Genomic DNA, 18,432 nt, shown 5'->3' with positions numbered 1-18,432 from the left:
TTTAATTGATTGCTATCAATTAATGTGTGTGTAGGGAGTGCGTGTTCTGGTGGCGGGTGAAATAGAAAAAGCCCCGGTTGCCCGGGGCTTTGCCTGATGCCTGATGCCTTCTTAGAAGCCGGAGTGGCTGTTGATGAAGGTGTTCAGGTTGGCCACGTTCAGGCTGCCCCAACCGGTGGCGTAATCCCAGCTGGCGGTGGCCTTGTAGCCGCCGTTGCTGCCGGTGGTCACGTCGTGGTACAGCGACGGGTTGGCCTTGAAGAACTGGTAGATGGCCGGGTTCGGCGATACCAGGCTGTTCTTGTGGGCGGACTGGATGCGGGCCCAGAAGCCGGTGAACAGCGGAGCGGCCAGGCTGGTGCCGCCGATTTGTTCGCTGCTGCCGTTGACGATCACCTTGGCGCCGCTGTTCGGATCGGCGTCAAACGATACGTCGGGCACGCCGCGCTTGGTCTTCGACGTGGTCAGCACGCCGGCGCTGGTTTGCCAAGACGGAGCCGCCTCGACGACGCTCGGGCCGCCGCCGCCGCCGTTCCACACGCTTTCCGACGAGTACTTGGTGGTGCCGCTGGTGTTCACCGTGGTACCGCCGACGGCGATCACGTACGGCGACGTCGCCGGGTAGCTCTGGCCCGCGCTGCGGCCGCATTCGGCGGAACCGGAGTCGCCGGTGGAGACGGCGAAGGTCTGGCCCTGGGCGACCGCGGTCTGGAAGATCTGGTCGTCGGAGGCGATGGTGCCGTCGCTCTTGGCGTCGCTTTCGCATTCGCCCAGCGACACGTTGATCACCTTGGCCGAGCCATCGCTGACGGCCGCGTTGTAGGCGGCGGTGATGTCATCGTTGGTCATCGAGGTGGCGACGTAGAAGTTCAGCTGCTGCAACGCGCCGCCGGCGGCGGCCAGGATGTCCTGGCTGTCCAGGTTCCATTCGTCGGTGCCGTCAGTGTCGGACGAAGCGTCGCCGGCGTTGACCACATTGGTCTGCACATAGCTGTAGCCGGCGGAGTCTTCAAACTGCTGCAGGTCTTGCAGCGTCTGCGTCAGGTCGCCTTCGGAGATGATGCCGACCGTGGTGTTGCTGGCCGCCGGCAGGCTGCTGGCGTTGTAGATCAGCGGGAAGTCGGTCGGGTTGTGGCCGACGGCGCTGTTGGTCTTGGCCGAAGCCAGGGTCTTCACGCCGCTGGCCTTGTGCAGGGTAGTGTGGAAGGTGTGAACGTTCTGCAGGCCGTGAACGGCCAGCACCACGTCGCCGAGCGACTGCGGAACCTGGGCGGCGCTCACGTTGGCGAAGGCCGTGCGTCCATTGACGCTGAAGTGGTGCAGCGTGGCGTTGAACGCGGTCTTGGCGGTGGCGGCGCTGCCGTCGGCGGTGATCAGCATGCGGTTCGGGGCCACCTTGATGTTGCGGAAGCCGCTCTTTTGCAGGTGGGCCACCACTTTTTGCGCCTGGGCCTGGGTCGGCGCGTACTGGGCCATGAATTCAGCGTGGCTCAGGGTCTTGTGGCTGGTGCCGGCCAGCAGGCTGCCGGTCAGCGCGTCCAGCTGGGCCTTGTTGCGCAGCTTCAGCGTCACGGCTACGTGTACCGATTGGCCCGCAGCGAGTTCACCCGTGCTCTTGGCGGCGACGGAACTGGTCAGGGTGGAGACCAGCGGGTGGGCTTGGGTCGCGGTGTCGACCCAGGCTTCTGCTGCTTGGGCGCCGGCGCCGAACAGGCCGGCAACGATCAGTGCAATAGCGTGCTGTTTTGCAAACATGCAATTTCTCCTCATTGCAGTTGAAAGCAGGGGAAGGCGGTATGCCTTTCCCTGATGGGGGCGGGGTTTGTGTTGCGAATTGTGTCCGCCCGGTTCTCCCTTGAAACCGCCTCCGGCAGTCGGAGGCATGTCGTAATTTCATACGACTATTTCGCAATATATTAACTGGACGGAAAATGCCAAATGCATTTAACACAAATTCATAATTACGGGGCTTAATTAATAAATTGGACAAGAATTATCCAATTTGGGAGTTTAGGAATTCGACCAAATGACGAAATAGAGCTTTTGTTCTTTTTTGAATGAGAATGCGTTTCACAGATTACTCATAACAGGCATGCTGATAGGTAATGGGTTTTAGCTGAGGCATCGAGACGGATTTGTGAAAAACACAACATAAAGGAGGAGGAAAATGCAAAAAAGCAACAAATTCGAGGTGTGACCTTCGTCTGTCAAAATATGTTTTTATTTGTTTTTGTGACGGAGTGTGACCAAGACTGGAGACGGAACAATGAATTTAAAGGGGATTCCGTGTTTGAAAAGTGTGACGGTTTGTTACGGACGTGGGTGTGATCGACTGTCCGGATTTCCGTTGACGTCACGAAAATAAATGGCTGTTGACGTTAGTCATTACAAACTTTCACACTCAAAACGCCTTCCTCGGTTACGACGAATAAATAGATCCAACGCCCACGAGGCGATCGGACGACACAATCTACAAGGGATTTGGAGAAATCATGAATTACAAGAGAAAAACACTGGTGGTCGCGCTGTCGCTGATGGGAACCATGACCACCGCCGCTGCTTACGCGGACGATTCCGACAGCTCCTCGCTGCAACGCGTCGATGTGATTGGTTCCCACATCAAGCGCCTGAAAAGCGAACAAGCCACCGAAGTCACCACGATCAAGGTCAGCGATCTGACGAAGCAAGGGCTGAATACCGTTGAGCAAGTGGTCAACGCCCTGGCCTCCAACCAATCCAATATCGGCGCGAACTCCAGCGTTGGCCAGTCCACCGGTGGCGCCGCTTTCGCCAACTTGCGCGGTCTGGGCCAGCAATACACCCTGGTGCTGCTCGATGGTCGCCGCGTACCGTATCACCCGTTCGACGGCACCGCTGCCGACTTGAACGCCATTCCGCTGTCCGCCATCGAGCGGGTGGACGTGCTGCCGGACGGCGCCGCCGCCATCTACGGCAGCGACGCCATCGGCGGCGTGATCAACTTCATTACCAAGAAGACCGCCGAAGGCCTGACCATAGGCGGCGACTTCATGAAGCCGGAACGCTCCGGCGGCAATGAAAAGAACGTGAACGGCTCTTATGGCTATGGCAATCTGGCGAAAGACGGCTTCAACGTCTTCGCCACCGCCTCCTACCACAAGACCGATGCCATCATGGCCAGCCAGCGCGACTTCGCCTCGGCGCTGACGCCGGCGATGAAGGCCAGCGCCAACAGCTACCCGGCCAACTACACCATCGACGGCGGCAACAGCCTGATCGGCCCCAGCGGCTATCCGAACTGCGGCGCCGCCGCGGCCAAGGGCGGCGTCTGCAAGATGTACCCGGGCACCATGGTGGGCATCCAGCCGGAAACCGAACAGTGGTCCGCGCTGGCCAAGGGCACGGTCCGCATCGGCGACAATCATGAGTTGTCGGTGACCTACAACATCACCCGCAACAAGAACACCACGATCTCGGCGCCGGCGCCGACCGGCCTCGAAGTCTTCCTGCCGAGCGGCACCCAGGGCATCGTCACCGCCGACGGCAGCGCGTCGATTTCGCCGTTTCTGCGCACCATGCCGCTGGGCAACCGCGTGACCGAAGCCATCAACGTTCAGCAGAAGCTCCAGCTCAATCTGGAAGGCCAACTGGGCGGCTGGGACTACAAGACCGGCATGGGCTATGCCCAGAGCTACGCGTCCGAAGAGCTGGTCAGCGGCTTCACCGGCGACAAGGAAGTGGCCAATGCCTACATAAACAACCAGATCAGCCTGGTGTCCGGTCTGGCCACCGACCCGAATGTCTGGAACCAGATCGGCATCAAGGGCCATCTGGATGATGGCAAATACACCGTTGCCAGCGCCGATTTCAGCCTGAGCAAGGAAGTGCTGCAGCTGCCGGCCGGCCCGCTCGCCGTCGCATTCGGCGCGGAAACCCGCCATGACACGCTGGAGCACAATTTCAACTATCCGATTTCCACGGATGCCATCGGCCCTGGCATGAACCAGTCGCTGAACACCAAGGGAAGCCGGACCGCGTCGGCGCTGTTCGCCGAGGCCGATGTGCCCATCATCAAACACCTGGACGGCAAGGTCGCCGTTCGTTATGACCATTACAACGATGTGGGCAACTCGGTCAGCCCGGGCGTTTCGCTGCGTTACGAGCTGTCGCCGCAAGTGCTGTTGCGCACGTCGGCCAGCACCGGTTTCCGCGCGCCGTCGCTGTATGACATGTACCAGCCGAACCAGAGCCAGCTGACCGGCAACTTCTACGCGGATCCGATCAGCTGCCCGAGCCTGTCGGCCAGCTGCCCGAGCCTGCAGCGCTACCTGAAGGTCGGCGGCAATACCAAGCTGCAGCCGGAGAAGTCCTCGTCGCTGTCCGCCGGCATCGTGATCGAGCCGATCAAGAGCATCACCGCCAGCGCCGATCTGTGGTGGGTCACGATCCAGCATCAGATCAGCACGATGTCCGAGGCGACCCTGTTCGACGGCAACCACAACAGCCTGCTGTTCTACGACGCGAGCAATGGCGGCAACCTGACCGGCATCGCGACGACCCAGAACATGGGCAATACCAGCGCTTCCGGCGTGGACCTGAACTTCCGCTGGGCGCTGCCTAAGACTTCGGTCGGCAACTTCTCCGTCGAACTGGCCGGCACCTATCTCGCCAAGTACGAATACCAGATCGAGGAGAACGGCGCTTATTACAGCAACCTCGGCCAGTATGTCGCGACGCAGAACGAGCCGACCTTCCGCTGGCAACATAATCTGACCCTGAACTGGAACCGCGGTCCGTGGAGCGCGCTGCTGTCCCAGAACTACAAGTCCGGTTATACCGACCAGAACTCCGGCGTGTTCGCCTCGACCAACCACATGGTCAAGCCGTACTCCACCTGGAATATGTCCGGCAGCGTCGATGTGACCAAGCAGCTGACCCTGACCGCCGGCGTGCGCAACCTGTTCGACCAGTTGCCGCCGTGGAGCAACCAGCAGTACCTGTTCCAAGGCAACTACGACGCGCGCTTCGCCGACCAAGTGGGCCGGGCCTACTTCATGAAGTTCAACTACAAGATGTAAGCGTGTTGCTCCGGGCGCCGGCCGGCGCCCGGGCAACTACGGATTGCGGTCAATCCGTTACAGGAGTTCACTTGTGTTGTCGGGGGCTGGCGAGATGCCGGTCCCGCTCCGCAAGCGCATGCATGTAGGGAAGGCCTTTGCGATGAGAAGTGCTTCACTCAAACCTGGCAACGGAAAATTCAGCCGACGCTCGGCCGGTCTTGTCGGCGTCATCGTGTTCCACGCCTTGCTGATCTACGGGCTGGTGACGGGATTGGCGCAGGGCGTGGTGAAAGTGATCGAGCAGAAAGTGGAAGTCGCGGTGATCAGCGAACCGCCGCCGCCGCCGCCGCCGCCGAAAATCGAGAAGGTGGTGCAGCAGCCGGCGACGCCCAAGCCGCAGGCCTACGTGCCGCCGGTGGTGAACCCGCCGCCGGTCACGCAATCGGCGAACGCGATCCAGTCGGTGACATCCGATCCGACGCCGCAGCCTGCGCCGACGCCGGCACCGGCGCCGGTGGTGGAAGCGCCCAAAGGCCCGGTTTCGGCCAAGGCCAACTGCAGCCATCTGGAGGCGCCGGAATATCCGAGCAAGGCGCAGGAGGACGATGTACAGGGCGTGGTGAACGTGGTGTTCAGCGTCGGCGCGGACGGCAAGTTCGGCGGCAACGCCAGCTACAGCTTCAGCGGCGACATTCCGCCGCGCTACCGCAGCGCGTTCAAGTCGGCGATCGCGACCGCATTGCAAGGCTATACCTGCCAGGCCAGTTCCCAGCTGAAACAGGAGTTCGGTTTCCGGCTCGACTCAAGCTCCTGACGAGCTTGTCCATGATCTTCTCCGGCTCGGAAGGGCGGCGCGGCCGACAGGCGGGCCGCCATCGGGCTGGACCTGCAATCATCAAGACCCAGCTCCTCCGCCTGGCGCTCGGTCCGTCGCCGGTCTGAGCCGCCGTCGACGGGGAGGGCGGAGCTGCGGCCGGAGCGGCATATCAAGCGGAACATGGACTCGATACGGGTTGGTGGCGATGGCGCTGGCGGAGTCGCGGCGCCTGACAGGCGGCCAAGCTGGTCATCGTCGGATCGGAACTGTTCGCCCAATGACGTTCACATGTAACAATGCCTGTGGCATGATCGGGCGGGCGGTCGCGGTTGGGCCGCCTGTTTCGTCCCGGATATGATGATATGCTTCCGGCTTGTCGACCAACCGATGCCAAATAAACCGGATGTGGACGCGATATCCATGTCAGAAAACACAGATGATGAACACACGTCTTTGCCTGCTAGCCCTCTGCCTGCTGCCGCTTGCCGCCTGTAACCACAGCGACGCCTCCGGCAAGGAGGGCAAGGCGGCCTCCGCGCCGGTGGCGCGCCGCCTGTCCAACGCCGATGTGATGCGGGCGGAGGTGCGTCCGCTGGCGGCCACCATTCCGTTCACCGGCTCCTTGAACGCCTTGTCCAGCAGCGCGGTGGCGTCCGAGGTCGACGCGAACGTCCGCGAGGTGCGGGTGCGCGAAGGCGAGGCGGTGCGGCGCGGCCAGATACTGGCGGTGCTGGACGCCGAGGCCCTGGGTCAATCGGTGGCGGAGCAGAACGCCCAGCTGGACAATTCCAAGGCCAGGCTGAAGCTGGCCAAGGTCAAACTGGACAAGCAGCGCGAGCTGCTGGGCAAGGGTTTTATCTCGCAGGTGGCCTACGACGAGCTGGAAAGCGATTACCGGGTGAGGGAGGGCGAGTTGCGCGCCCAGGCGGCGCAACTGGCGCGCGCCAAGCGCTCGTTGGCCGACGCCCAGGTCAAATCGCCGATCGACGGCGTGGTGTACGAGCGCAAGATCAATCCGGGCGAGGTGGCCAGCCGCAATATGAAGCTGTTCTCGGTGGCCGACCTGTCGGTGCTGGAGATCGCCGCCACCGTGCCGTCGCGATTGATAGGCGCGGTCAGGGTCGGCATGGCCGCCGGCTTCAGCGTGGACGGTCGCGACGCGCAGGAGGGCGGCAAGGTGGTGCGCATCAATCCGGTGGCGATTCCCGGCACCCGCAGCTTCACGCTGTTCGTGCGGGTGGTCAATCCGGACCGTCACTTGAAGGTGGGCCAGTTCGCCAAGGGCGGCGTGGTGCTGAGCGAGGTCAAGGACAAGGTGGTGGTGCCGCTGTCCGCCGTGCGCGACATCGACGGCAAGCCGTGGGTGATGGTGGCGGAGAAGGGGCGTCTGGCCAAGCGGCCGGTGACGGTGGCGCTGCGCGCCGAGAGCGAGCGCCAGGCGGCGATCGCCGGCGTTGCGCCGGGCGAGAGCGTGGTGATCGGCGAATTGCTGGGCAGCAAGGTCGGCGACGCGGTCAGCCTGCCGGCTGGCCGGGTCTGAGGAGAGCGCGATGTGGCTGACCCGTGTTAGCGTGCGCAATCCGTATTTCGCCGCTGTATTGATGATGACGCTGATGGTGCTGGGGCTATTCTCCTGGCAGAAGCTGGCCGTGGAAGAGATGCCCGATGTCCGCCTGCCGATGGCGGTGGTGTCGACGCCGTATTCCGGCGCCTCGCCCGAGGTGGTGGAGAGCGAGGTCAGCAAGCCGCTGGAGGAGGCGCTGAACACCGTCAGCGGCATCAAGGAAATCCGTTCTTATTCTTCCGAAGGCAATTCTTTCGTCGTGGCCGAATTCGAGCTGTCGGTCGACCCCATCGTCGCGGTGCAGAACGTGCGCGACAAGGTGGCGTCGGTGCAAGGCCAGTTCCGCCGCGAGATCGGCACGCCGTCGGTGTCCCAGGTGGACCCGAACGACAAGCCCATGCTGTCGCTGTCGCTGACCTCCAGCCAGACCCGTCCGCGCGAATTGAGCAGCTGGGTGGAGAACGTGCTGAAGAAGCGGCTGCAGATGGTGGAGGGCGTCGGCGACGTCAGCCTGATCGGCGCGGTGCGGCGCGAGATCCGCATCGACATCGACCCGGTGCGGCTGGAGGCCTCCGGCCTGGCGCTGACCGATGTGGCCGACGCGATCAAGGCCGCCAACCAGGACTTCCCGGCCGGCGACGTGTCCACCTCCCGCAAGGAGTGGGCGATACGGGTGTCCGGCAAGCTGAAGTCGGCCGACGATTTCGCCGCGCTGGCCGTCGGCTTCCGCAACGGCACGCCGATCCGGTTGGACGATATCGCCGTGGTGGCCGACACCGTGGCCGAGCAGGACAGCATCTCGCTGGTCAACGGCCAGCCCGGCCTCGGTGTGGACGTCAAGGCGGCGCGCGGCGCCAACGAGGTGGCGGTGGCCGCCGGCGTCAAGAAGCTGGTAGCCGAATTGAAGCCGCAGATGCCGGCCGGCACGGTGCTGCGCTACACCTACGACTCCGCCGAAGACATCAAGAAGGCGCTGGACAGCGTCGAGTCGATGCTGATGGAGGGCGCCGGCCTGACGATATTGATCGTCTTCCTGTTCCTGGGCAGCTGGCGCAGCACGGTGATCACCGGGCTGACGCTGCCGGTGGCGCTGGTCGGCACATTGTTCGCGATGCAGCTGTTGGGCTTCACGCTGAACGTGCTGACGCTGCTGGCCTTGTCGCTGTCCATCGGCCTGCTGATAGACGACGCCATCGTGGTGCGCGAGAACATCGTCCGCCACGCGGCGCTTGGCAAGAGCCATTACCAGGCGGCGCTGGACGGCACCAACGAGATCGGCCTGGCGGTGCTGGCGACCACGCTGACGGTGGTGGCGGTCTTCCTGCCGGTGGGTTTCATGGGCGGCATCATCGGCCGCTTCTTCCACCAGTTCGGCCTGACCGTCGCGGTGGCGGTGCTGATCTCGATGTTCGTCAGCTTCTCGCTGGACCCGATGCTGTCGTCGATCTGGCACGACCCGCACCATCACGGCGATCACCACCGCGGCCCGCTGGGCAGGATGCTGGACTGGTTCGAGACCTCGCTGGACCGTTTGTCCGAGCGTTATGCCTCGGCGATACGCTGGGTGCTGGGCCATCGCAAGACCGTGCTGGCGCTGTCGCTGGGCCTGACCGCCGCCAGCTTCGCGCTGGTGCCGATGATAGGCGGCGAGTTCTTGCCGGTGCGCGACAGCGGCAAGATCAATGTGGTCTACCAGACCGCGCCCGGCTCGTCGCTGGAATACACGGCGCAGAAGGGCAAGGAGCTGGCCGACGCGCTGTCCGGCATCCAGGAGATACGGACGGTGTCGCTGGACGTCGGCGCCGGCAATTTCGGCGCCGGCAAGAACGACGGCTCGCTGACGGTGGACATCGGCGACAAGCGTTCGCGCCAGCGCAGCCTGGATCAGGTGATCGCCGACGCCCGCAAGCGGGTGCAGCCGGTGGCCGGCGTGCTGATCAAGGCGGTGGCCAACGACGAGCAGCAGGGCAAGCCCATCTTCATCGGCCTGCGCGGCTCCAATCTGGTCGAGCTGGACGCGGTGTCGCGCGACATCATGGCCAGGATAGCCAAGGTGAAGGGCATCAAGGACATCGAATCCAATCTGACCGAGGGCGACCCGTCGCTGAGCCTGACGCTGAAGCGCGACGCGGCGCTGAGCCTGGGCGTCGATCTCAATCGCGTCGGCAATCTGCTGTCGATGCTGCTGGCCGGCAATGTGGTGACCACCTGGGAGGCGCCGGACGGCGAGAACTACGATGTGCGCATCCGGGTGCCGAAGGACGCGCGCCGCCAGGAGCTGCTGGACCAGCTGAAGGTGGCCGGCAACCGCGACGACAACGGCGCCTCGCAGATGGTGCCGCTGTCGACGCTGATCGAGACCCGCCAGGGCGTCAGCCCGCGCCAGATCAAGCGCACCAACATGATGCGCGAGATCAGCATCATGGCCAACGTCGAGGGCCGCGACGTCGGTTCTGCGATGGCCGACATCGACAAGCTGCTGGACGGCACGCCGCTGCCGCAGGGTGTGCAACGGATGCACCGCGGCCAGCAGAAGGACATGGAGGAGACGGTGAGCAACGCGCTGCGCGCGCTGGGTCTCGGCGTGATCTTCATCTACCTGATCCTGGCGGCGCAGTTCCGCAGCTTCACGATGCCGGTGACCATCATGGTGTCGCTGCCCCTGGCCTTCGGCGGCGTGTTCGTCGCATTGTTCCTGTGGGGCTCGACGCTGAACATGTTCTCCATCATCGGCATCATCATGCTGATGGGCCTGGTGGCGAAGAACGGCATTTTGCTGGTGGACTTCGTCAATCGGGCGCGCGCCGACGGCATGGCGCGCGAGGACGCGATCGCCGAGGCGGGCCGGGTCCGTCTGCGTCCGATCATGATGACCAGCCTGGCGATGATCTTCGGCATGCTGCCGCTGGCGCTGGGCACCGGCGATGGTTCGGAGAGCAACCGGCCGATGGCGCAGGCCATCATAGGCGGCTTGCTGACGTCCACCTTGCTGACGCTGCTGGTGGTGCCGGTGGTGTACACCTATCTGGACAGCCTGCGCACCCGCATCCGTCGTCTGCTGGGCGGCCGCCGCGCGTTGAAGCTGAACGAGGCGGGCGGCAAATAGCCGGCGAGCGCCGGCTCCGGTCCCGCGGGCCTGGTTTATTTACGCGGCGGCGCGACGCAGTCGTTGCCGTCGAAGCTGACCGACTGAACTAGGTGGCTCTTCGGGTCGACGACGAAGTTGGTGGTGCAGCTGTAATAGACCGAGCCGCCGCCGTTGATCCATGGATGGTAGAAGCCGTTGGCCTGGATAGGCATGTCCTGGCTATAGGCGCTGCGATAGGTGTACAGCAGATTGCCGTTGGGCATGGTCATCTGGCCGGTGGGCGTGCCCCAGGTCGCCAGCAGTTCGTTGGCGTCCCGGCCTTGCCAGCCGTTGACTTTCTGCGCATAGCCGAGCTGGGTGGCGCAGCCGGCCAGCAGGCCGGCCGCCAGCAGCGCGGCGGCGGTGAACAGGGGTTTCATGTCGCTCTCCTTGATTGTCGGCGCGGCGCCGGACGAGGCCGCCGCGCATGGCAGGTTCATAATCGCCGTTATTAATTTTACGATGCTGTCAGCCCGCGACCGTGTCAATCGTTAAGGTTTGGGCAGTGACGGGTTTCTGTTAACAAGCTTGTGCAACAGGCGGCGCGACGGCGGGCGATGACGGCGACAGACCGGCAGGCCGCGGGCGCGACCGCGCGAATAATAAAATGGAGGAGAAACGACTATGTGCCTGAGAAAGCCGATTGCGGCGGCACTGATGGTCTGGGGGGGGATGCTGCCGCTGCACGCGTCGGCGGAGAAGATCCTGCACGCGGTGTTCAACGCCCAGGAAACCGGTTTCGATCCGGCCAAGGTGGCGGACGTCTATTCGGCGGCGGTGATCGAGCACATCTACGATCCGCTGCTGACCTTCGATTATCTGGCCAGGCCGGTGAAGGTGATTCCCAACGTCACCACGGCGATGCCGACGGTCAGCGCCGATGGCCTGAGCTACACCTTCCATCTCAGGAAAGGCATCTACTTCGCGCCCGATCCGGCCTTCAAGGGCAAGCGGCGCGAGTTGACCGCCGCCGACTACGCCTACACGATCAAGCGCCTGTCCGATCCGTCGATCGCGTCGCCGCTCAGCGACACCTTCACCAACAAGCTGGTGGGACTGGACGCGCTGGTCAAGAAGGCCGCCAAGGGCAAGCTCGATTACGATGCGCCGGTGGCGGGCATACAGACGCCGGACCGCTACACATTACAGCTGAAGTTCAAGCAGCCGTTCCCGTCGCTGCCCTATCTGCTGGCTGGCAGCTGGGTGGAGGCGCAGGCCCGCGAGGTCGTCGAGGCCTACGGCGACAATACCAACGCCCATCCGGTCGGCACCGGCCCCTATATGTTGAAGGACTGGAAGCCCGGCAACAGCATCTCGCTGGTGCGCAATCCCAACTTCCGCCGCGAGGCCTTCCATTACGATGCCGGCGCCAGCCCGCTGGACCGGCGGATAGCCGCGCAGATGAACGGCAAGCGCTATCCGCAGATAGACCGGATCGAGATCTCGGTGATCCAGGAGGAGCAGCCGACCTGGCTGGCGTTCAAGAGCGGGGAGCTGGATGTCCTGAGCGGCAATCCCAGCATTCCGCAGCCGCTGATCCGCCAGGTGTTGCGGCTGGATGCGAGCAATCCGGCCCGGGCCGAATTGAAGGCGGAATACCGCGAGCGCGGCATCCAGCTCAACCGCAGCCTGGAGGAGGGCATCACCTTCTACACCTTCAATATGAAGGATCCGGTGGTCGGTGGTTTCGGCAAGGACAGGATCGCGCTGCGCCGCGCCATCGCGATGGCTTTCGACAACGGCGAGACGATACGCAATATCCGCCGCAACCAGGCGGTGCCGGTGCAATACATCATCCCGCCCAACGTCGCCGGCCACAATCCCGATTTCCGCGCCGCCTATCCGTTCAATCCGCCGCTGGCCAACGCCTTGCTGGATCAGGTCGGCTACAAGGTCGGCGCCGACGGCTATCGCGACCAGCCGGACGGCAAGCCGTTCACGGTGGACTTCGTCACCGGGCCGACCGCCATCGACAAGCAGTGGAACGAGTACTGGCAGAAGGCCTTCGACCGCATCAAGGTGCGCGTCGACTTCCGCGTGGTGCAATGGAACGAGCAGGCCAAGGCCTTGCAGGAGTGCAAGTACGGCATAGCCGGCGCCGCCTGGGGGGCCGATTATCCCGACGGCGAAAACTTCATGCAGCTGCTGTACGGGCCGAACACCGGCGGCAGCAATTACGCCTGCTACCGCTCGGCCCGCTACGACAGCCTGTACGAGCAGGCGCGGGTGCTGCCGGACGGACCGGAGCGCAACCGCCTGTACGACCAGATGAACAAGATCGTGGCCGGCGACACGCCCTGGGTCTACGGCGACGTCCGCTATACCAACGGCGTCGCCCAGCCCTGGGTCAGGGGGTTCAAGGTGCATCCCAACTTCAACGCCATCTGGCGCTTCCTGGACGTGCAGAAATAAGCGGCTAGCGAGGAGAACATCATGTCCGCATTCATCATCCGCCGGCTGCTGCAAATGATCCCGACCCTGCTCGGCGTCATGCTGCTGGTTTTCACCCTGTTCAGCGTCGTCGGCGGCGATCCGTCGCTGGTGCTGGCCGGCAAGCACCTGACGCCGGAAGTGCTGGCGCAGATACGCAGCCAGCTCGGCCTGGACAAGAGCCTGCCGGAGCAGTTCTGGCTGTTCGTCCACCAGGTGCTGACGCTGAACTTCGGCACCTCCTGGTCCACCCAGCAGCCGGTGGCCGACATCATAGGCAGCCGCGTGGGCCCGTCGCTGACGCTGGCCGGCTCGATGCTGGTCGTCGATCTGCTGATCGCGATCCCGCTGGCCGCGCTGGTCGCCTATTTCCGCGGCGGCCTGACCGACCATCTGATCACCATCGTCTGCACGGTGGCGATGTCGATCAGCGCGCTGATCTACATCATCGCCGGCCAGTATTTTCTGGCGTTCAAGCTCGGCTGGTTCCCGGTGCGCGGCTGGGGCGATTCGTTCTGGACCAATCTCTTCCTCTATGTGCCGCTGCCGCTGCTGATGGGGCTGATGGTGTCGCTGGGGCCGGATATCCGCTTCTACCGCAGCTTCTTCGTCGAGGAGCTGGGCCAGGACTATGTCCGCACCGCGCGCGCCAAAGGCTTGTCCGAGCGCGGCATCATGCTGAAGCATGTGCTGCGCAACGCGCTGATCCCGGTGGTCACCAGCGTGATGATGTCGCTGCCCTATCTGTTGATAGGCGCGCTGGTGCTGGAGAACTTCTTCGGCATTCCCGGCATGGGCAACGAGGTGATCCAGGCGGTCAACAAGAGCGATTTTCCGGTGATCAAGGCGATCACCATCTACATCGCCATCGCCACCATGGCGTTCAATCTGCTCGGCGATCTGGTCTACAAGTGGATCGATCCGCGCGTGCAACTGAAGTGAGCGGGGGAGAACGATAATGACGACATTGCAGAATACCGCCGGCGGCGCGCCGGCCATGCCGTCCCGCAGCCTGTGGGCGCTCGGATGGCAGCGCCTGAAGCGCAACAAGGTGGGCTTTCTTTCCTTGTGGATTGTGCTGGCCTACTTGCTGGTCGCTGTCGGCGGCTGGTGCAATCTGATCGGCGCCGGCTGGACCGACGAGGTCGGCGTGCCGTACGCGCCGCCCAGCTGGGTGCAGCCGTCCGCCGACGACGTGTTGCCACCCGAGTCGGTCTCGGCCCGGCCGGTGGTCGCCGCGCCGGTGGTCGCGATGAGTCCGGCGGAAGACCCGATAGGGCGGGAGCTGGCCGCCGCCAAACCACATGCCGGCGACTACGCCGGCAAGGCCCGGAGCCGGCTGGAGACGCTGCCGTTCGGCGGCGACCTGCAGGGCCGCGACGTGATCCAGAAAACGCTGAAGGGCACGTCCACCTCGATCTTCGTCGGTGTGTTCGGCGCGGTGTGCTCCTTGCTGATAGGCTGCGCGCTCGGCGCGATGTCCGGCTATTTCGGCGGCAGGGTCGACGACTTCCTCAACTGGTTCTACAGCGTGTTCACCTCGGTGCCCGACATGCTGCTGCTGCTGTCCTTCGCCGCCGTTTCCGGCCGCGGCATCGGCACCATCATCGCGGTGATGGCGCTGACCAGCTGGACCGGCACCTACCGGCTGGTGCGCGCCGAGTACCTGAAGCTGAAAGGCCGGGAGTACGTGCAGGCGGCCAATGCGATAGGCGCCGGCGACATGCGCAAGATGTTCGTCCACATTCTGCCCAATATTTCCCACCTGCTCTTGGTGCAGTTTTCGCTGCTGACGGTGGCGCTGATCAAGTACGAGGCCATCCTGTCCTTCCTCGGCTTCGGCGTCGACGTGCGCCAGGTCAGCTGGGGATCGATGCTGGAGGAGGCGCCGACCGAGCTGATCCAGGGCTATTGGTGGCAGATGCTGGCGGTGACCGTCGCCATGTCGGTGCTGGTGACGGCGTTCAGCCTGTTGGTCGACGCGCTGCGCGACGCGCTCGATCCGCGCGCGGTCGGCAAATAGGCCGGAACGGGGAGAGACAAGATGAAGAACGATAATCAAGCCTTGCTGTCGGTCCGCGAGCTCCGGGTGCGTTTCCGCCAGGAGGACGGCGGCCGCTTCGAGGCGCTGAAGGGCGTCAGCTTCGACATTCCAGCCAACCGCACGGTGGCGCTGGTCGGCGAATCGGGTTCGGGCAAGTCGGTGACGTCGATGGCCATCATGCAGCTGCTGCCGCAGCAGGGCTGCGAGATCGACGCCGGCAGCCAGCTGCTGTTCCAGGGCAAGGACTTGCTGAAACAGAGTCCGGCCGAGCTGCGCCGGCTGCGCGGCAAGGACATCGCGATGATTTTCCAGGAGCCGATGAGCTCCTTGAACCCGGTGTTCACCGTCGGCGAGCAGATCGTCGAGACGCTGACGCTGCACGCCGGCCTGAGCCGCGGCGCGGCGTGGAAGCGGGCGGTGGAGCTGCTGCGCGAAGTGGGGCTGCCGGAGCCGGAGAAGCGGGTGAAGCGCTACCCGCACGAGTTGTCCGGCGGCCAGCAGCAGCGGGTGATGATCGCGATCGCGATCGCCTGCGAGCCCAAGCTGTTGATCGCCGACGAGCCGACGACGGCGCTGGACGTGACGATACAGAAGCAGATCCTGCAGCTGATCGCCGATCTGCAGAAGAAACACGGCATGTCGGTGCTGTTCATCACCCACGATCTGGGCGTGGTCGGCGAGTTCGCCGACGAGGTGGTGGTGATGCGGCACGGCGTGATCCGCGAGCAGGGCACGGTGGAGCAGATCTTCGAGAACCCGCAGGACGCCTACACCAAGGCGCTGCTGTCGTGCCGTCCGAACCTGGACCGCCGGCCGGAGCGGCTGGCGGTGATAGACGACTTCCTGAAGCCGGGCGGCTATGTGGAGCCGGCGGAGCGCGCGCGCGGCTACGCGGCCGGCGACGAGATCGTGCTGGACGTGCAGGGCCTGTGCAAGAGCTTCGACATCCGCGAGGGCCTGTTCGGCAAGCGGCAGTTCCACGCGGTGCAGGACGTGTCGTTCAAGCTGGCGCGGGGCAAGACGCTGGGCATCGTCGGCGAGTCCGGTTCGGGCAAGACGACGGTGGGGCTGACGCTGGTGCGGCTGCACCAAGCGACGGCGGGCCGTGCGCTGTTCCACGGCCAGGACCTGATCGGCATGAGCGCCAAGGCGTTCCACGCGTACAAGAAGCGCATCCAGATCATCTTCCAGAACCCGTATGCGTCGTTGAATCCGCGCTTCACGGTGGAGCAGATCCTGACCGAGCCGATGCTGTTGCACGGCATCGGCCAGGATGCGGGTCAACGGCGCCGTCTGGCGCAGGACCTGCTGGACAAGGTGGGCCTGCCGGCGGGCGCCTTGGCGAAGTATCCGCACGAGTTCTCGGGCGGGCAGCGTCAGCGCATCGCGATCGCGCGCTGCCTGACCTTGAAGCCGGAGGTGTTGATCTGCGACGAGTCGGTGTCGGCGCTGGACGTGTCGGTGCAGGCGCAGGTGTTGAACCTGCTGCAGGACCTGCAGGACGAGTACAAGCTGTCGTATCTGTTCATTTCGCACGATCTGGCGGTGGTGAAGCACATCTCGGACCAGGTGCTGGTGATGAACCAGGGCAGGGTGGTGGAGCAGGCGGACGCGGACGTGATCTATCGGGAGCCGCAGGACGGCTACACGAAGAAGCTGCTGGGCGCGATTCCGCAGGGCTGGAGCGCGGCGCTGGCGCCGGCCTAGTCCGTTTCCCGGTCGAGACAACCGGCCCCGCGGGGCCGGTTTTTTTGCGCCACCTCAGTCCATCTCTTCGGCGCGTTCCGTCAACGGCGCCAGCGGCTCGCCCGGCTCGCCGTACAGCAGGCTCTGCTCGCTGGCCAGCGACGACGGGCGGCAGCATTCGCCGTCATCGAGCTTGCGCAGCAGGCTGACGCTGCCCTGGCGGTGCTTGTGCGGCTCGATCAGCGACAGGGTCTCGAAATTGGCCTGCAGGCCGGCCTGCAGCAACTGCTGGCGGACCGTGTTGATGAACGGCCCGGGCATCATCACCTTGTGCTTGCCGCCATGCTCGTCCTCGGCGTCGATATCGACATAGGTGTAGTGCATCGCCAGCAGCCCGCCGTCGTCGTCGAGCAGCGGCCAGAAACGGTTGAGCAGCGGCGCGTAGTCCAGTTGGTGGCCGCAGTCCATCCACATGAAGTCGAATCCGTCCGGCGCCCGGGCCAGGGCGGCGTCCTGATAGCGGCAACGCTCTAGCGAGAAATACGCTTGCAGTCCTAAATGCTCGACGCAGCCGAGAAACTGGTCCAGCCGGCCGGGATCGTCGGAGAAATCGTCGATGCCGTGCAGGCGGCCGCGATGGCCGGCATGCGGGTATTGCGGATGCAGCACCTCCCGGCGCAGCGGATCGTCCGCGGCGCCGGCGATGACCGCCGCGTCGCGGCGGGCCTCGGCCTCGTTGTCGGCCAGCGCCTGCAGCAGGAACAGCGTCGAATAACCGAGCCCTATCGCCAGCGCGCGGCGCGGACGATGCATGCGCAGCAAGGCGTACAGCAATGGCCCGACATGTTCGGTGCCCATTCCCGGATCGAAGGCGCGGGCGGCGGCGGCAAGAAAGTTCTCATTGATCGGCATGGCGGGCTGGTGCTCCCGGTAGGACGTCGAAGGCGATGCAGATGCGAGGCTCGTCGCTGCGGAACGGCTCGGTGCGGTGCCACAGATACGATGGAAACAGCAGCAGCAGGCCGGATTCCGGCCTGACCGGCCAGGGCGGCGGCGGCTGGACCCCGCTCCGGGGCGGCAGCCACGGCACGGTGTGCGGAAACAGCAGGCAGCCCGCGTGCTCCGAGCCCGACATCGCCGGAATCCTCAGATAGAAGACGCCGCTGAGCACGCCGGCCTGGTGAATGTGGATGTCCTGGTAGCCGCCGCTGTCCAGCACCACCGACCAGGCGCTGATGCGCAGGCCCTGGGCGGCCAGGCTGGCGACGCCGGGATCGGGCAATTCGAGTATCCGGCAAACCTCGGCGGCCAGCAGCTGCTGCAACTCGGCGGCCAGCGGGCCGTCGTCCATGCTCAGTTCGCCGCTTTGCCTGCCGCCATGGGTGGCCTTGTCCACCGGGTCCGGCACCAGATCGGCGCGTTCGACGACCCAGGCGGACAGGCGGCGCAGCAGGTCGGCGCCGGCGGGCCGGCTCTCGACTATCATCTCCGCCGGGCGGTAGTCGGCCGAGGGGTCGCCGCTGGCATGCCGCAGCGCCGCCATCCATGCTTGCGCCAGCACATGATCGCCTGCCAGTCGCAGCACGTTCTCGAAGGCGGCGATGGCGTCGTCGTAACGCGATGCCAGCGCGTGGCGCTGGCCCAATTCGCTCCAATAGCGGATCGGGTCCTGCTCGGTAATCTGGGGGCTAGTCGGCATGATATCGCTTGCTTGTCATTGGCAGC

General features: G+C 64.4%; 12 protein-coding genes. 8 read left to right on the top strand and 4 right to left on the bottom strand.

Going from position 1 to position 18,432, the window contains the following annotated elements; genetic code table 11:
• Positions 1-111: 111 nt before the first annotated feature.
• Positions 112-1,755 (bottom strand): protease pro-enzyme activation domain-containing protein, encoded by a 1,644-nt coding sequence (locus CXB49_RS12540; protein WP_233492799.1) that lies wholly within the window; start codon positions 1,753-1,755, stop codon positions 112-114.
• Positions 1,756-2,492: 737 nt separating this feature from the next.
• On the opposite strand from CXB49_RS12540, the gene CXB49_RS12535 reads away from it, so the two are divergent.
• The 4 genes from CXB49_RS12535 to CXB49_RS12520 all read left to right on the top strand — a co-directional run bounded on the left by CXB49_RS12535 (position 2,493) and on the right by CXB49_RS12520 (position 10,526).
• Complete coding sequence (locus CXB49_RS12535; RefSeq protein WP_101708712.1) at positions 2,493-5,057, top strand: TonB-dependent receptor; 2,565 nt, start codon at positions 2,493-2,495, stop codon at positions 5,055-5,057.
• A gap of 142 nt (positions 5,058-5,199) precedes the next feature.
• Positions 5,200-5,853, top strand: coding sequence for a hypothetical protein (locus CXB49_RS12530; RefSeq protein ID WP_101710702.1), 654 nt, complete (start codon positions 5,200-5,202; stop codon positions 5,851-5,853).
• A 439-nt stretch (positions 5,854-6,292) separates the two neighbouring features.
• Positions 6,293-7,396 carry an efflux RND transporter periplasmic adaptor subunit gene (locus CXB49_RS12525; protein WP_233492798.1) on the top strand — a complete coding sequence of 368 codons (1,104 nt, stop codon included), beginning with the start codon at positions 6,293-6,295 and terminating at the stop codon, positions 7,394-7,396.
• 10 nt (positions 7,397-7,406) lie between these two features.
• Positions 7,407-10,526, top strand: coding sequence for an efflux RND transporter permease subunit (locus tag CXB49_RS12520; RefSeq protein ID WP_101708711.1), 3,120 nt, complete (start codon positions 7,407-7,409; stop codon positions 10,524-10,526).
• A 35-nt stretch (positions 10,527-10,561) separates the two neighbouring features.
• Here the strand turns inward: CXB49_RS12520 and CXB49_RS12515 are convergent, their stop codons facing one another.
• Positions 10,562-10,927 (bottom strand): hypothetical protein, encoded by a 366-nt coding sequence (locus tag CXB49_RS12515; RefSeq protein WP_101710700.1) that lies wholly within the window; start codon positions 10,925-10,927, stop codon positions 10,562-10,564.
• Positions 10,928-11,171: 244 nt separating this feature from the next.
• Here CXB49_RS12515 and CXB49_RS12510 point away from each other — a divergent pair, with 244 nt between their 5' ends.
• The 4 genes from CXB49_RS12510 to CXB49_RS12495 are packed head-to-tail and all read left to right on the top strand — an operon-like array spanning position 11,172 to position 16,728.
• On the top strand, positions 11,172-12,959 hold the full coding sequence (locus CXB49_RS12510) for an ABC transporter substrate-binding protein (protein ID WP_101708710.1): 1,788 nt from the start codon (positions 11,172-11,174) through the stop codon (positions 12,957-12,959).
• A gap of 21 nt (positions 12,960-12,980) precedes the next feature.
• Positions 12,981-13,919 carry an ABC transporter permease gene (locus tag CXB49_RS12505; protein WP_101708709.1) on the top strand — a complete coding sequence of 313 codons (939 nt, stop codon included), beginning with the start codon at positions 12,981-12,983 and terminating at the stop codon, positions 13,917-13,919.
• 16 nt (positions 13,920-13,935) lie between these two features.
• Positions 13,936-15,000, top strand: coding sequence for an ABC transporter permease (locus tag CXB49_RS12500; protein WP_101708708.1), 1,065 nt, complete (start codon positions 13,936-13,938; stop codon positions 14,998-15,000).
• A 21-nt stretch (positions 15,001-15,021) separates the two neighbouring features.
• The gene (locus tag CXB49_RS12495; RefSeq protein WP_101708707.1) at positions 15,022-16,728 is read left to right on the top strand and encodes an ABC transporter ATP-binding protein; all 1,707 of its coding nucleotides are present in this window, start codon (positions 15,022-15,024) and stop codon (positions 16,726-16,728) included.
• Positions 16,729-16,782: 54 nt separating this feature from the next.
• Here CXB49_RS12495 and CXB49_RS12490 read toward each other — a convergent pair whose 3' ends face one another.
• Positions 16,783-17,619, bottom strand: a complete 837-nt coding sequence (locus CXB49_RS12490; protein WP_101708706.1) for a class I SAM-dependent methyltransferase — start codon at positions 17,617-17,619, stop codon at positions 16,783-16,785.
• A complete protein-coding gene (locus CXB49_RS12485) occupies positions 17,606-18,406 on the bottom strand; it encodes a putative 2OG-Fe(II) oxygenase (RefSeq protein WP_101708705.1) in 801 nt (266 codons plus the stop codon). Before CXB49_RS12485 ends, CXB49_RS12490 begins: the two co-directional genes overlap by 14 nt.
• Positions 18,407-18,432: the final 26 nt, after the last annotated feature.

It is taken from the genome of Chromobacterium sp. ATCC 53434 (genome assembly GCF_002848345.1).
Classification (GTDB): Bacteria; Pseudomonadota; Gammaproteobacteria; order Burkholderiales; family Chromobacteriaceae; genus Chromobacterium.
The sequence above is the reverse complement of the archived record's forward strand: the minus strand, read 5'-3'. Positions and strand labels throughout refer to the sequence as shown.